The following is a 15,817-nucleotide window of genomic DNA, read 5'->3' on the forward strand; positions in this document are numbered from 1 at the left end:
AGAACGCCGCTCGCGCGGCGCACCCTGGATCAGAACGGAATATCGTCATCCATCTCATCGAAGCCGCCGCCGGCCGGCGCGCTCGGCCGGCTCGCAGCGCCACCGCCGCCACCGCTGCGTGCCGCACCACCACCACCGCCGCCACCGCCCGCCGCGCGGCCACCGCCGCTGCTACGTTCAGCCGGTTCGCGGCTATAGCCGCCGTCGTCGCCGCCACCGCCCGAGCCGCCGCGGCCGCCGAGCATCTGCATCTGGTCCGCGACGATTTCCGTCGAATAACGATCGGTGCCGTCCTGTGCCTGCCACTTACGCGTACGAATGCGCCCTTCGATATAAACCGACGAGCCTTTCTTCAGATATTCGTTCACGATTTCCGCGAGCCGGCCGAAGAACGAGACGCGATGCCACTCGGTCATTTCCTTCATTTCGCCGGACGCCTTGTCCTTATAGCGGTCGGTCGTGGCAAGGCGAATGTTCGCCACTGCGTCGCCGCTCGGAAGGTAACGGACTTCCGGATCGGCGCCGAGATTGCCGACGAGAATGACCTTGTTCACGGATGCCATAAATTTCTCCAGTGTCGACGGGCGGTTAGCGCTTTAGCGCCGGGTCCCGTCCCATGCCAAGTATTAATTCGGTTGCTCGCGGGCGGCGCTGTCAAGCCTTGCGCGGAGGCTGTTTCATATTTGCGGCGATTATAAGCCAGCACAAAACAAGCCCCGAGCAGGTGTAAAACACCGCGCTCGATCCGTCGATTTTCAATAGCCATCCGCCGACCACGCCGCCCAGCGCAAGCCCGATGGACTGCGTTGTGTTATAGACGCCGACCGCTGCGCCCTTGCGCGTGCCGGGCGCAAGCTTCGAGACCAGCGAAGGCTGCGACGCTTCGAGAATGTTGAAGCCGAGAAAATAGACGAACAGAATCGCCGCCACGATCGCTATGGTATGCGGAGCGGCGCCCAGTAGTAACTGGCCGATCAGGATAAGGAAAATGGCGCTGACGAGCACCACTTTCATCTTGCCGCGTTTCTCGGCCGCGATAATCGCGGGCACCATCATGATGAAAGACAGTGCCATGACCGGCAGGTAGATCATCCAGTGCGAGTGGACCGGCAGCCCGTCCGCTTCGAGAATGCGCGGCACGACGAGAAAGAGCGCGGTCTGCGTTGCGTGCAGCACGAGCACGCCGAAATTGAGCCGCAGCAGTTCGACGTTGTGCAGCACTTCCCTGAACGGCGCACGCACGTGCACGGGCTTCGGCGCATCGGGCACGACCCACAGCACAACACCGACCGCGAGCACCGAGAACACGCCGACCAGTGCAAAGAGCCCGCTCATGCCGACCCACTGGAACACGATCGGTGCACCGACGATCGCCACAGCGAACGAAATGCCGATGCTGCCGCCGACCATCGCCATGGCTTTCGTGCGATGTTCTTCGGACGTCAGATCCGCAATAAACGCGATCACCGCCGACGACACGGCGCCCATCCCCTGAATCACGCGGCCAACGATGATCCACGTCATATCATGCGCGAGCGCGGCCACGAAGCTGCCGAGCGCGAAGATCAGCAGGCCCGTCGCGATAACCGGTTTGCGGCCGATCTTGTCCGATACCCAGCCGTAGAAGATATACAGAAGCGACTGCGTGACGCCGTAAGCACCGAGCGCGACGCCGACGAGGAACACGTTGTCGCCGCCGGGAATCGTTCTGGCGTAGATCGAGAACACCGGCATGATCATGAAAAGACCGAGCATGCGAAGCGCGAAGATCGACGCAAGCGCCACGGTCGCGCGCAATTCAGATGCGCTCATGCGAGTGGAAGTGGCAGACGGATTGGACATCGATGGAGATTTTCTGATGAACGTGCGGATGCGGGCTCAGCCCCGGCTCGCGTCTTGTAACGCACCGCGCCCGCTTTTTGCTGTATTCGCGGTGACGCGCAGTGTGGTGCACCGCATCTTGCCATACCGCCCCGCTACACGACCTGTTGCACGACACGGTACATAGCCCGCTGCATAGCCCGCTACACAACCTGCTACACCGTTGCTTGCTACACCGTTGATTACCCGAGCTTGTTCAGGCTTTCGGGCACGATCAGGTCGCCATAACGGCGGTCTGGAAAAGTCGTTATAGTAGCAGGTTTAGTTTCCCTTCTTCCCGCAGGATTCATGGAACAAATCCGTATCCGTGGGGCTCGCACCCACAACCTGAAAAACGTCAATCTCGACTTGCCGCGTCACAAGTTGATCGTGATTACCGGGCTGTCGGGGTCGGGCAAGTCGTCGCTCGCGTTCGACACGCTTTACGCGGAAGGGCAACGGCGGTATGTGGAAAGTCTGTCGGCGTACGCGCGGCAATTTCTACAACTGATGGAAAAGCCCGACGTCGATCTGATCGAGGGGCTGTCGCCGGCTATTTCGATCGAGCAGAAAGCGACGTCGCACAACCCGCGCTCCACCGTCGGCACGGTTACCGAAATTCACGACTATCTGCGGCTGCTGTTCGCGCGCGTCGGCACACCGTATTGCCCCGATCACAATATTCCGCTCGAAGCGCAAAGCGTGTCGCAAATGGTCGACGCGGCGCTCGCGCTGCCGGAAGACACGAAGCTGATGATCCTGGCTCCGGTCGTGACGAACCGCAAGGGCGAGCACGCGGATCTGTTCGAAGAGATGCAGGCGCAAGGCTTCATTCGTTTTCGCGTGCGCTCCGGCGGCGGCACCGCGAATGAAGGCGTCGCGAAGATCTACGAGGTCGATTCGCTGCCCGCGCTCAAAAAGAACGACAAGCATTCGATCGATGTGGTCGTCGACCGTCTGAAGGTTCGGCCCGATATGAAGCAGCGTCTGGCCGAATCGTTCGAGACGGCGCTGCGTCTCGCCGACGGCCGCGCGATCGCGCTCGAGATGGACACCGACACTGAACACCTGTTCAGCTCGAAGTTCGCCTGCCCGATCTGCTCGTACTCGCTGCAGGAGCTCGAGCCGCGCCTTTTCTCGTTCAACAACCCGATGGGCGCGTGCCCCGAATGCGACGGGCTGGGGCAGATTACGTTCTTCGATCCCAAACGCGTGGTTGCGCATCCGTCGCTGTCGCTTGCGGCGGGCGCCGTGAAAGGCTGGGATCGGCGCAACCAGTTTTACTTCCAGATGCTGCAAAGCCTCGCGGCGTTCTACGAATTCGACATCGATGCGCCGTTCGAAGATCTGCCCGAGAAAATCCGCAAGGTGCTGTTGTACGGTTCGGGCAAGCAGACCATTCCGTTCTCGTATATCAATGAGCGCGGCCGCACGTCGGTGCGCGAGCACGTGTTCGAAGGGATCATTCCGAATCTCGAGCGCCGTTACCGCGAAACCGATTCGGTCGCGGTGCGCGAGGAGCTCGCGAAATATCAGAACAACCAGGCATGCCCCGCGTGCGAGGGCACGCGCTTGCGGCGCGAAGCGCGTTTCGTGCGGATCGGCGCGGACGACCATGCGCGCGGCATCTACGAAATCAGCGGCTGGCCGCTGCGCGACACACTCGGCTACTTCCAGACGCTGCGCCTCGAAGGCGCGAAGCGGGACATCGCCGACAAGGTGATCAAGGAAATCGTCGCGCGGCTGATGTTTCTCAATAATGTCGGGCTCGATTATCTGTCGCTCGAACGCAGCGCCGAAACGCTGTCGGGCGGCGAGGCGCAGCGCATCCGCCTCGCGTCGCAAATCGGTTCGGGTCTAACCGGCGTGATGTACGTGCTCGACGAGCCGTCGATCGGCCTGCATCAGCGCGACAATGACCGGCTGATCTCGACGCTGAAGCACCTGCGCGATCTCGGCAATTCGGTCGTCGTCGTCGAGCATGACGAAGACATGATCCGGATGGCCGACTATATCGTCGACATGGGGCCGGGCGCCGGCGAACACGGCGGCATGATCATCGCCGAAGGCACGCCCGACGAAGTGCAGGCCGATCCGGCGTCGCTGACCGGCCAGTATCTGAACGGCACGCGCCGCATCGAATATCCGGACGACCGCAAGCAGCCCGACGAACGGCATCTGCGCATTATCGAGGCATACGGCAACAACCTGAAACGCGTGACGCTCGACCTACCGGTCGGGCTGCTCACCTGCGTCACGGGCGTGTCCGGTTCCGGCAAGTCGACGCTGATCAACGACACGCTTTACCAGGCGGTCGCGCATCATCTATACGGCTCCTCGACGGAGCCGGCGCCGTTCGAGGCGATCGAAGGCCTCGAGCATTTCGACAAGGTGATCAACGTCGATCAGTCGCCGATCGGCCGCACACCGCGCTCGAACCCGGCCACCTACACAGGCGTGTTCACGCCGATCCGCGAGCTGTTTGCGGGCGTACCGGCCGCCAAAGAGCGCGGCTACGATCCGGGCCGCTTTTCGTTCAACGTGAAGGGCGGCCGCTGCGAGGCCTGCCAGGGCGACGGCGTGATCAAGGTGGAAATGCACTTCCTGCCCGACGTCTACGTGCCGTGCGACGTCTGCCACGGCAAGCGCTACAACCGCGAAACGCTCGAAGTGCAGTACAAGGGCAAGAACATCAGCGAAGTGCTCGACATGACCGTCGAACATGCGCACGAGTTCTTCAAGGCGGTGCCCGTCGTCGCGCGCAAGCTGAAGACGCTGCTCGACGTCGGCCTCGGTTATATCCGGCTCGGCCAGTCGGCCACCACGCTGTCCGGCGGCGAAGCGCAGCGCGTGAAGCTGTCGCTGGAACTGAGCAAGCGCGACACGGGTCGCACGCTATACATTCTCGACGAGCCCACGACCGGGCTACACTTCCACGACATCGCGCTGCTGCTCGAAGTGATTCACCGGCTCCGCGATCAGGGCAATACGGTCGTGATCATCGAGCATAATCTCGACGTGATCAAAACCGCCGACTGGGTGATCGACCTCGGTCCGGAAGGCGGCGCGGGCGGTGGGCAAATCATCGCGCAGGGGACGCCCGAGCAGGTCGCGCAGTCGAAGGCAAGTTTTACCGGCCGTTATCTCGCACCGTTGCTCAAGCGCGGTGCGGAATCGGCCGAAATAGCAGAAGCAGCCAGTCCGAGCAACAAGGCAGCAAGCAACGCCGCGAATCGATCGGCGCGAGCCGCAAAGCAAAGCGCATAACCCGAACGCGCATAACCCGAGGTTGGAGACTGGACAACGCCATGGCCAAGCGTAACGAGGCGACCGACGAAAAGCCGGTGCAGGATCTGCGCCCTCGCCCGGTCAGGCTGACGAGCGATATGAGCCTGCCGAAGCTGTCGGCGGTGGAAATCGGCAGCTATATCGTCGCGCTGCTGGCGATGTGGGCCGTGCTCGAATTGAAGCTGCTCGGCGCGCTGCTCGCCGGCATGCTGGTGTTCCAGCTCGTGCATACGATCGCGCCGCGCATCGAGCGGCATATGTCGAGCCAGTGGGCGCGGTGGCTTTCGGTCGTGTGGCTGTCCATCATCATTGTCGGCGTGCTGACCGGCTTCACGATCGGCATCATCGAGCACTTCGAGCACGATGTGCCAAGCGTGCAGAAGCTGATGACTCAGGCGATGCAACTGATCGACCAGGCACGCGACCGTGTGCCGCAGTTCATCGCGGACAACCTGCCCGTCGATACCGACCAGATGAAGGAACGCGCCGCGTCGATGATGCACACGCACGCCGGCATGCTGCAGCAAAGCGGCAAGATGGTCGCGCGCGGCTTCACGCATGTGCTGATCGGCATGATCATCGGCGCGATCATCGCGGTCGGCGCGCAAAAGCACGTGCAGCGGCTGCCGCTTTCCACTGCGTTTATCCAGCGGATGTCGCGCTTTTCGGACGCGTTCCGGCGCATCGTGTTCGCGCAGGTGAAGATCTCCGCCATCAATACCGTGTTCACCGGTATTTTCCTGCTGCTGTTGCTGCCGCTGTTTCACGCGCCGCTGCCGCTCGCAAAAACGCTGGTGATCGTCACGTTTATCGTCGGGCTGCTGCCGGTGATCGGCAATCTGATCTCGAACACGCTAATCGTTGCGGTTGCGCTGTCGGTCAGTTTCCCGGCGGCGGTCACGGCGCTCGTGTTTCTGATCGTGATCCACAAGCTCGAGTATTTCCTCAATGCGCGCATCGTCGGCGGACAGATCGAGGCGCGCGCGTGGGAACTGCTGATCGCGATGCTCGTGATGGAAGCGGGCTTCGGCATTCCCGGCGTGATCGCGGCGCCGATTTTCTACGCGTATATCAAGCGCGAGCTGATTTATTTGCGGCTGGTTTAGCGCAAAGCGCAAACTCAGCCGCCACGCCGCTTGCGGGTTCATGGCGGCCCACCACGCGAGACGCCCGACCGCGGCCTGCCGGCAAGCCGATCAGAAGTCGAAGCGCGCGTTCAGCGACAACGTGCGCGGATCGCCCGGTCCGACATAGTCGGCGTACTGGAACATCCAGTAGCGCCGGTTAAACAGGTTGTCGACGGCGGCGCGCAGCGTCACATCGTGCCCCGCGATGCGCGTCGCGTAGCTCGCGCCCGCATTCACAAGCAGATAGCCGCCGGTTTCAAGGCCGCCTGCCGGCCGCACTTCGGTGTTGCCCGTGTACTTCGCATCGACGCCGAGACGCAGCCCCGGCACGCCCGGCACCGCATAACTGACGTAGCCGGCACCGACGAATTTCGGCGCGCCCGCGACGCGGTTGCCAACGTTCGCGGCTCCACGTTCGTATTTGGTGTCGATCCACATCAGATCGCCGCCGACGGTCCAGCTCTTTCCGAGGCGCACATCGGCGCCCGCTTCGACGCCCTGGAAAATCTGCTCGCCGTCCTGCACGAACACGTTCGCGCCGTTCGGATATTCGGCGCCGCGCTCGATCCGGAACAGCGCGGCGGTCGCACTCCAGCGCTCATGCTCGCTCTTTACGCCGACCTCGTACTGCTTGCTGCGGATCGGCGGCAGCAACGTGCCGCCGTTCGCGTAAGTCGGGCCGACGATCGAACCCGGCTCCAGCGATTGAACGTAGCTCGTATAAAGCGTTGTCGTGGGCGCGAGCTTGAACATCAACGCGACGGTCGGCGTCAGCACGCCGTTCTCGCCGTAGCTCGATGTGACCGCGCCGCCGAATGCGTAGCCGTTCTGCTCGTAGTTCGTGTAGCGCACACCGCCGAGCACCGACCAGCGTTCGGTCAGCTGGATCGTGTCGCTCGCGAACAGCGCCTTTTGCGTGATGTCGGCGCTCGGATAGGTCGTGAGGCCCTCCGGGCTGTAGAACACATTCGTGTTCGGCTGATACAGGTTGCCGGTGCCGATCTGGTCGTAGAAGCTCGTCACCTCATAGTCGTTGATCTGCTTCTGGTACGCCGCGCCGAACACCAGCTGATGGCCGAACGGCCCCGTCTTCACGTTCCCTTCGACCATCGCCTGCCACGACGTCAGCCGGTGCCCTTCCTTGCCGGCGAAGCGGAAGTCGTTGTAGTCGCCGAGATAGTTCTGCAGGAAGAACGTGCCCTCGTTGCGGTCGCGATAGCTTTTGCTGAAGCCGTAGGTAAAGCTCGCGGTCCAGTCGGGCGTCAGGTTGTAGCGCAGGCCGGCCGTGTACCACTGCAGGTTCGTGTTCAGATGCTGGTCCGGGCCCGACAGATTGTCGCTGCCGCCGCTCACCGGCGACGGCAGGTTGAGGCCAGGATACTGCGCCGTGTAGATCGCGCTCGTGATGCCGGTCGCGTGCCGCTCCTGCCATAGCAGGCCGAAGGTTGCGGTCAGGTCGCGCGTGATGCGCGCGTCGAATGCGAGCGACACCGCGTCGCGCCGGATGTTTCCATCGTTGAAGGTCTGCCCTTCCTCGTGCGTCGCGTTGAGCCGGTAGCCGAACATCGCGTTCGGACCGACGCGGCCGCCGAGATCGACGTGCTCGCTCCACACGCCGTCGGTCCGATAGCCGACGTCGACGCTGCCGAGAAACGTCGCCGAGCGCGGCGGCTTCTTCGTCACGTAATTGACGATGCCGCCCGGTGCGCCGAAGCCGTACATGAAGCCCGACAAGCCCTTGAGCAACTGCACGCTCTCGAGCTGCTCGTACGGCATCGTGACGCCGTATGCGTTGAACGGCAGGCCGTCGATCTTGAACGCGTTCTGCCAGTCGAGCTGCATGCCGCGCACCGTCACGTAGCTCGCCCACGCGTTATACGGATTGCTGTTGTCCGATACCGACGCGTCGCGCATGAACACGTCGCCGAGCTTCGCCGGCTGCATTTCCTGCAACTGCTCGTCGGTGACGATCGTCGTCGAGAACGGCGTATCGAGTTGCGAGCGGGTGCCGAGCGCGCCGCTGCTGACGTCTTCGTTCAAATGCAGCGGCGTGTCCTGCGATGCGGTGATGCGCACCGCGGGCAGCGCTTTTTCTGCGGCGTTCTGCGGCGCGTCGGCGGCCGGAGCCTGCTGCTGCGCAAAGGTAACCGGCGCCGCCATGGTGGCCATTGCCGCCACCATCCAAACCGCCAGATGGATCGGCTTCACAGAAAGCGGTAAGTGGAATGCGTTGCTGGATAGATGTGGTCGTGCGTCGCGTGCGGCGTCGTGCATTGTCGTCTGAACCCTCGTCGCGTCGATACGCTTAGTGCGAATCGTTCTTATTTACAAGAGACGCGATGATGCCAAATGCGGTTTGTTATTTGTAAGAAACATGCATGCGGCATTTTGTCGCACTCTGCTGAAATCCAAGCGCAGCAAGGCTATCCAGCAGTCACGCATGTCATTTTCGTTACGCCACGCTTTCATCTCTAACGCAACGCGCGGCCGTTCCCCTTGCAGCGTCCGCCTACAATCCTTAAGATGCGAATAATTCTTATTTATGCGGCCGGACGTAGGTTATGGATTTCGTTTCAATCGGAAGCGCCTGTTCGAGCGCCTCACTGCGCGTTTTTGTCTCGCCGCGCCTGCCGCACCGGCCGCTTCTGCTGCTTTATTTGCTGCATTCGCCGGTTCGCGTATGAGGCCTGTGCTCGTCCGTTTGCATCGATGGTTCGGCGTCGCGATCGCGCTATTTCTGTTCGTCGCCGGGTCGACGGGCGCCGTGATCGCGTGGGACCACGAACTCGATGGGCTCCTGAATCCGTCGTTCTTCCACGCGCGTACCGACGGTCCCACGCTGTCATCGCTCGAACTCGCGCGCCGCATCGAAGCGGCCGACCCGCGACTGCGCGTCACCTATCTGCCGCTTGCGGTCGAACCGGGTCATACGCTGCAGGTGATGGTGTGGCCGCGCACCGATCCGAAAACACAGCAGCCCTACACACTCGACTTCAACCAGATCGCCGTCGACCCAGCGACCGGCGACATCCAGGGCCGCCGCGAATGGGGCGCGGTCTCGCTCGCGCGGCTCAATCTGATTCCGTTCCTGTACAAGCTGCACTACACGCTGCATCTGCCGTTCACGGGCGGCATCGACATCGGCACGTGGCTGATGGGCATCGTCGGCATCGTGTGGATGTTCGATAGCGTGATTGCGCTCGTGCTGTCGTTCCCGAGCGCGAAGGCGTGGCGCAAGTCGTTTGCGTTTCGTGTCGCGCGCGGCGGCTATCCGCTCACTTTCGATCTGCACCGCTCCGGCGGCGTCTGGATCTGGGGACTGCTGTTGATGATGGCGGTCACGTCGGTGTCGATGAACCTCAGCAACGAGATCGTGCGGCCGATCGTGTCGCTGCTGTCGCCGCTCACGCCGACGCCGTTTTCGGACCCGAAGCTCGCCGGCACGCCGCAGCCGGGCAAGCCCGATCTGACACGCGAGCAGGTGCTCGAAGCGGCCGGCAAGATCGCCGCCGACAAACACATCGACGCGCCGCCGGGCGCGATCTTCTATGCGCCCATGCTGCATACGTACGGCGTGGGCTTCTTCGCGGCCGGCAAGGACCATGGCGACGGCCCGCTTGGCAATGCATGGATCTATCTGAACGCCGAAACCGGCCTGCCGACCGGCGCGACGATTCCCGGAAAGGGCACGGCCGGCGACATCTTCATGCAGGCGCAATTCCCGCTGCACTCGGGACGGATCGCCGGATTGGCGGGACGGATTGCGGTCAGCGCGCTCGGCGTCGCGGTGGCGATATTGAGCGTGACCGGTTTGATGATCTGGCTGAAGAAGCTCGAAGCGCGGCGGCGTCAGACGCGTGGCCTACCGCAAAAGTCGCGCGATACGGCGCCTGCCGACGTCGAAGAGCAAGCGACGGCGCGCGCAAAGCGCACCGAACGAAGGGAGCGAGTCGCGTCGCCGCAGTAGCGCGGCAAGCGAAGCGCGGCCGCAAAGCATGCGGCCGCGACCCGCCCTCTGCCGCCTAGCGGAACACCACCGTCTTGCTGCCGTTGAGCACGATCCGGTGCTCGACATGCCACTTCACCGCACGCGCAAGCGTCACGCATTCGACGTCGCGGCCGATCGCCGTCAGTTGCTCAGGCGCCATGCTGTGATCGACGCGCTCGACTTCCTGCTCGATGATCGGGCCTTCGTCGAGATCGGTCGTCACATAGTGCGCCGTCGCGCCGATCAGCTTTACGCCGCGATCGAACGCCTGGTAATACGGCTTCGCGCCTTTGAAGCTCGGCAAAAACGAGTGATGGATATTGATCGCGCGCCCCGTGAGCCGGTCGCACAGTTGCGGCGACAGAATCTGCATATAGCGCGCGAGCACGACGAGATCGGCCTGATGTTCGTCGATCACCTCGAGCACGCGCGCTTCCTGCGCGGCTTTCGCATCGGCTTTTCCATCGCCCTTCGCAGCGGCGAGCGGAAAGTGATGAAACGGAATGTCGTAGCTCGCGGCGAGCTGATAAAAATCCTTGTGATTCGAAATGATCGCCGGGATCTCGATGTTCAACTGCCCCGTGCGATAGCGGAACAGCAGATCGTTCAGACAGTGCCCGATCTTCGACACCATGATCACGACACGCGGTTTCACCGTCGCGTCGTGCAGTTCCCAGCGCATCCCGAACTGTTCGGCAAGCGCCGAGAAAGCGGTGCGCAGCGCGTCGAGGCCCGGATCGCCGCCCACTTGCTGGAAGTGCACGCGCATGAAGAACTCGCCGGTATGGCTGTCGCCGAATTGCGCGGAGTCGAGAATATTGCTGCCGCGCTCGAACAGGAAGCCCGAGACCGCGTGCACAATGCCGGGCCGATCGGCGCACGACAGTTTGAGGATAAAGCTGTGATCGGTCGACATGACCCTGGTGACTCCCTTCTGCAAAACCTGTAATTCGTTTATCTGGCCGCGCAACCGGATGCGATGGCAGACGCAGCCAACTTATGCAATCGCCGGCGGCTCGAACAACGCCTCGATGCCCGCACACACTTCTTCGTCGATCCACTGCCGGCGCAGCATGCAATCGAGCGTCGCGAGGCTCGCATCGACCGTCATCGACCCTTCTTCGATCCAGCGCGCGACTTCCTCGATGCGGGCAAGCCGATGCTCGCCTACTTCGCCATCCTGATTGCGCGGCGCGAAGTCTTCAGGCAAGGCGAGATCGTAGATAAAGATCTGTTCGGCCTGCGTGCCTTCGGGCAGCGACTGCAGCACGTGCGCCGTGCGCCCTGGCGTCGCGCGTTCGGCGATGTCTTCCGGAATGCCGGCCTCTTCCCAGCACTCCTTGATAATCGTCGTCTCGATGCTGAAGCCCCAGCCGATGCCGCCCGCGACGACGTTGTCCAACATGCCCGGGTCGGTGGCCTTGGTCTCGCTGCGACGCGCGATCCAGAGCCGCGGCGCGCCTTGCGCGTATTCTACGACGCCGTTCAGATGCACCGCGTACGTCATCGTGCCGAAGAAGCGCGATGCCGCGCGCTCGATATAGGCAAGCGGCGGCGCGTCGAATGCGTTGCGGATCGCATAGGTTTCGTCGCGCCAGCCGGGAATGCGACCGTCGGCTGCGAGCGCGCCGATCACGGCGCCGAGCGCAGCGCTGCGATTATCGAGCGTCGAAAAACGCGCGCTCAGCACGACACGCTGCGCCTCGATCTCGAACACATCGGGCCAGCGCGCAAGCAGCGGCACATCGGTCGCGCGGATCCAGCCGACCTGCTGTCCGCCGATCCAGAACGAACGGTGCGCATGCACGTCGAAACGGCGCGCGGCGGCGATAGAAGGCAAGGTCATCGAAGCTCCAGCAATTTCGTTTTTCTCCAGCGGCCCATGCGTGCCGCGCGATGCCACGATGGCGCGGTCATGCAATACGACGCGACGCTTTACGACATCGGCTGCGCGACAGCAGCTTCACAACAGCCGCTTCACCACATCAATCGCGCAACGCGACGCGCAAACCGATCGCGATAAACGTCGCGCCGGCAATGCGATCGAGCCACACGCCCGCGCGCGGACGGCGCTTCAACCAGTTACCGATCATTCCCGCGCACACGCCGAACAGCGAAAACACGACAACCGTCTGCAGCATGAACAATGCGCCGAGTTCGAGCATCTGCACGGTCACGTTCTGCACGCCATGCGGATCGACGAATTGCGGCAGGAACACGATAAAGAACAGCGTGACTTTCGGGTTCAGCATGTTGCCGATCACGCTTTGGCGGAAGATCGACGAAAGCGGTTGCGGCGGGCGTTCATGTGCGGTCGCGAGTCCTTTGCTGCGCAGCGCCTTGATGCCGATCCAGATCAGATACGCGGCGCCCGCGAGCTTGATCACCTGAAACGCAACCGGCGACGAGCGCAGCACCGCCGCCACGCCAAGCGCGGCAAGCGTCGTGTGGAACGTGATGCCGGCGGCAAAGCCGAGCGCCGCGACAAAGCCCGCCGCGCGGCCCTGCGAAATGCCGCGCGCGAGCACCTGCAGATTGTCGGGTCCGGGCGCGAACGTGATCGCAACCGACGTGGCGAGGAAGAGCAAAAAGTTGGGCATCGCGCGAACCTTTTTATGTGACGACGTCGTGTGTCGGGTAATGGGCGGCAACCGCGCTTTTGATCGCAGCTTCTGCCACAGTGGCCACCTCAGCTTCTACCTCAGTGACCACCGAAACCCGTCACCGTATAAAGCGGCAACCCGGCAGAACGCAGCAGCTTCGACCCGCCGAGATCGGGCAGATCAATAATCGCCGCGCCCTCCACCACAACCGCGCCCAGGCGCTCGAGCAGCTTCTTGCCGGCGAGCATCGTGCCGCCAGTTGCGATCAGATCGTCGACGATCACAACGCGGTCGCCGGGCTCGCACGCGTCTTCGTGAATCTCGACGGTGGCCGCGCCGTACTCGAGCTCGTACGACTCCGACACGCGCTTGTACGGCAGCTTGCCGCTCTTGCGGATCGGAATGAAGCCGAGATTCAGCTCGTACGCGAGAATCGGCGCGATGATGAAACCGCGCGCATCGAGCCCCGCCACATAGTCGAGCTTCGCGTCGATATAGCGCTGCACGAACAGGTCGATCAGCACGCGCAGCGTTTTCGGATGCTGCAGAAGCGGCGTGATGTCGCGAAACTGCACGCCGGGCTGCGGCCAGTCGGACACCGTGCGGATCTGGCTTTTGACGAACTCGGCCGCATCGAGCGGCACGTTCGCAGGCGCGTTGGACATGATGTCTCCAGAAGGATCGTTGACGATCCGGTCAAACTCGAGAAGAAAGATTTCGTATGTTTCGGCGCGTTTCCGCATGCGCGACGCGGCGCTAGTCGCAACACGGCACAACATCGCGCGACACCGCGCAGCGCCGGCGCATGGAGCGAGGTTCAGGCCGTCGCCGCGCTCGCCCGCCGATGCTTCGACAGCCGCTCTTCCGCTTCGGCGAGCGCCTCGGGCAAACCGCGCAGCACGACGATGTCGCTGGCGCGCAGCTTCGTCGACGGGTCCGGCTCGACGCCGCGAATGCCATGCCGGCGAATCGCCGTCACTTCGAGGCCCAGTTCGTACAAACCGAGCTCGGCGAGCGTGCGGCCGACCGCGTCGGCCTTTTCGTCGACCGGCACCGATTGTAGCCGCACCTGTTCGTGACCGTCGTCATCGTCGACGTCGTCGGCGCCGTGGAAGTAGCCGCGCAGCAGGCTATAGCGCTCGTCGCGCAGTTCCTCGACCCGCCGCAGCACGCGCCGCATCGGCACGCCCATCACGACAAGCGTATGCGACGCGAGCATCAGACTGCCTTCGACAATCTCCGGAATCACCTCGGTCGCGCCGGCGGCAAGCAGCCGGTCGAGATCGCTATCGTCGACGGTACGAACGATAACCGGCAGCGTCGGTTCGAGTTCGTGGATGTTGTGCAGCACGCGCAGTGCCGACGGCGTGTTCGCGTAAGTGATGGCAACCGTTCGCGCGCGGTGAATACCGGCGGCCAGCAGCGATTCGCGCCGCCCGGCATCGCCGAACACAACCTGCTCGCCGGCCGCCGCCGCGGCCGTGACGCGATCCGGATCGAGGTCGAGCGCGACATACGAAAGCCCTTCGTGCTCGAGCATCCGCGCGAGGTTCTGCCCCGAGCGGCCGTAACCGCAAATAATCACATGCCCGCTCTGCTTCAGGCTCTGCGTCGCGATGCGCGTCATCTGCAACGACTGCTGCATCCACTCAGTGGATGACAGCCGCAGCACGATCCGGTCCGCGTTCTGGATCAGGAATGGCGCCGCGAGCATCGACAGCAGCATGCCCGCGAGAATCGCCTGCAGCAGCGTCGCATCGACGAGGTGTTTGTCGAGAATCAGGTTCAGCAGCACGAAGCCGAATTCGCCTGCCTGCGCGAGGCCGATGCCGGTGCGCATCGCCACACCCGGCGTCGCGCCAAAGAGCCGCGCGAGCGCCGTGACCATCACCGCCTTCAGCAGAATCGGCCCGAGCAGAAAGCCGAGCACGATCAGCGGGTGATGCCAGATCACGAGCGGATCGAGCAGCATGCCGGTCGTCACGAAGAAGAGCCCGAGCAGCACGTCGCGAAACGGCTTGATGTCTTCCTCGACCTGATGCCGGTACGGCGTTTCGGCGATCAGCATGCCGGCGATAAATGCGCCGAGCGCGAGCGACAGGCCGAACTTGTCGGTGACGAATGCGGCGCCGAGCGTGACGAGCAGCAGGTTCAGCACGAACAGCTCCTGCGAGCGCCGCCGGGCGACCACGTTGAACCAGCGCGTCATGAAGCGCTGCCCGATCACGAGCAGCAGCGCGAGCGCAATCACGATCTTGATGAACGCAAGACCGAGCGCCGCCATCACGTCGTGCGTATCGCCGCCCGCGAGCGCGGCGATCACAATCAGAAGCGGCACCACCGCCAGATCCTGAAACAGCAGCACGCCGAAGATATTGCGGCCGTGCTCGGTCTCGATCTCGAGCCGCTCCGCGAGCATTTTGCTGACGATCGCAGTCGACGACATCGCCAGCGCTCCGCCGAGCGCGATGCAGCCCTGCCACGACAGATGCACCCAATGCTCGACCGCGAAGCCGAGCACGATTGCGGCGGCGATCGTGCCGAGCACCTGCAGCAGGCCGAGGCCGAACACGAGCCGGCGCATCGCCCGCAGCTTCGCGAGCGAAAACTCGAGGCCGATCGAGAACATCAGGAACACCACGCCGAATTCGGCCAGATTCTGCGCGCCCTTCGAGTCGGGCACGATGCCGAACGCGTGCGGCCCGACGAGAATCCCCACCGTCAGATATCCGAGCATCGGCGGCAGATTCAGATACCGGAACACGACGACGCCCACCACTGAAGCCAGCAGCAGGAAGAGCGTCATTTCAAGCGGGGAAATCATCGGCGATCAGCGTCCTGGTTCGTCAGAGAACGCTGCGCGCAAAGCACCGCGCAGCAAGGTTCAGAGGCCCGTGAAGGCGACATCCGGACGACTTCCGTCCGGCGCGGCGAACATACGCCTTTGTTAT

Annotated in this window: 11 protein-coding genes; 3 read left to right on the top strand and 8 right to left on the bottom strand. The window is 63.1% G+C overall.

Going from position 1 to position 15,817, the window contains the following annotated elements:
* Positions 1 to 29: 29 nt before the first annotated feature.
* Both KZJ38_RS21000 and KZJ38_RS21005 read right to left on the bottom strand, forming a co-directional pair.
* A complete protein-coding gene (locus tag KZJ38_RS21000) occupies positions 30 to 563 on the bottom strand; it encodes a single-stranded DNA-binding protein (protein WP_219798062.1) in 534 nt (177 codons plus the stop codon).
* 91 nt (positions 564 to 654) lie between these two features.
* Positions 655 to 1,842 (bottom strand): MFS transporter, encoded by a 1,188-nt coding sequence (locus tag KZJ38_RS21005; protein ID WP_219798063.1) that lies wholly within the window; start codon positions 1,840 to 1,842, stop codon positions 655 to 657.
* Positions 1,843 to 2,169: 327 nt separating this feature from the next.
* Between KZJ38_RS21005 and uvrA the strand changes: the two genes are divergently transcribed.
* Both uvrA and KZJ38_RS21015 read left to right on the top strand, forming a co-directional pair.
* On the top strand, positions 2,170 to 5,127 hold the full coding sequence (gene uvrA / locus KZJ38_RS21010) for an excinuclease ABC subunit UvrA (RefSeq protein WP_219798064.1): 2,958 nt from the start codon (positions 2,170 to 2,172) through the stop codon (positions 5,125 to 5,127).
* Positions 5,128 to 5,168: 41 nt separating this feature from the next.
* The gene (locus KZJ38_RS21015) at positions 5,169 to 6,254 is read left to right on the top strand and encodes an AI-2E family transporter (RefSeq protein ID WP_219798065.1); all 1,086 of its coding nucleotides are present in this window, start codon (positions 5,169 to 5,171) and stop codon (positions 6,252 to 6,254) included.
* Positions 6,255 to 6,344: 90 nt separating this feature from the next.
* Here the strand turns inward: KZJ38_RS21015 and KZJ38_RS21020 are convergent, their stop codons facing one another.
* Positions 6,345 to 8,444 (bottom strand): TonB-dependent siderophore receptor, encoded by a 2,100-nt coding sequence (locus KZJ38_RS21020; protein ID WP_425518270.1) that lies wholly within the window; start codon positions 8,442 to 8,444, stop codon positions 6,345 to 6,347.
* Between the two features lie 511 nt (positions 8,445 to 8,955).
* On the opposite strand from KZJ38_RS21020, the gene KZJ38_RS21025 reads away from it, so the two are divergent.
* Complete coding sequence (locus tag KZJ38_RS21025; RefSeq protein ID WP_219798067.1) at positions 8,956 to 10,242, top strand: PepSY-associated TM helix domain-containing protein; 1,287 nt, start codon at positions 8,956 to 8,958, stop codon at positions 10,240 to 10,242.
* 55 nt (positions 10,243 to 10,297) lie between these two features.
* Here KZJ38_RS21025 and purU read toward each other — a convergent pair whose 3' ends face one another.
* From purU to KZJ38_RS21050, 5 genes are all read right to left on the bottom strand, one after another.
* Positions 10,298 to 11,179, bottom strand: coding sequence for a formyltetrahydrofolate deformylase (gene purU / locus KZJ38_RS21030; RefSeq protein ID WP_219798068.1), 882 nt, complete (start codon positions 11,177 to 11,179; stop codon positions 10,298 to 10,300).
* Positions 11,180 to 11,260: 81 nt separating this feature from the next.
* The gene (locus KZJ38_RS21035; RefSeq protein WP_219798069.1) at positions 11,261 to 12,109 is read right to left on the bottom strand and encodes an NUDIX hydrolase; all 849 of its coding nucleotides are present in this window, start codon (positions 12,107 to 12,109) and stop codon (positions 11,261 to 11,263) included.
* A 139-nt stretch (positions 12,110 to 12,248) separates the two neighbouring features.
* Positions 12,249 to 12,863 carry a LysE family translocator gene (locus KZJ38_RS21040; protein WP_219798070.1) on the bottom strand — a complete coding sequence of 205 codons (615 nt, stop codon included), beginning with the start codon at positions 12,861 to 12,863 and terminating at the stop codon, positions 12,249 to 12,251.
* Positions 12,864 to 12,964: 101 nt separating this feature from the next.
* Complete coding sequence (locus KZJ38_RS21045) at positions 12,965 to 13,531, bottom strand: adenine phosphoribosyltransferase (protein WP_219798071.1); 567 nt, start codon at positions 13,529 to 13,531, stop codon at positions 12,965 to 12,967.
* Between the two features lie 152 nt (positions 13,532 to 13,683).
* Positions 13,684 to 15,690: a monovalent cation:proton antiporter family protein gene (locus KZJ38_RS21050; RefSeq protein ID WP_219798072.1), complete on the bottom strand. Its 2,007-nt coding sequence runs from the start codon at positions 15,688 to 15,690 to the stop codon at positions 13,684 to 13,686.
* Positions 15,691 to 15,817: the final 127 nt, after the last annotated feature.

It is taken from the genome of Paraburkholderia edwinii, assembly GCF_019428685.1.
In the GTDB taxonomy this organism is placed as follows: domain Bacteria; phylum Pseudomonadota; class Gammaproteobacteria; order Burkholderiales; family Burkholderiaceae; genus Paraburkholderia; species Paraburkholderia edwinii.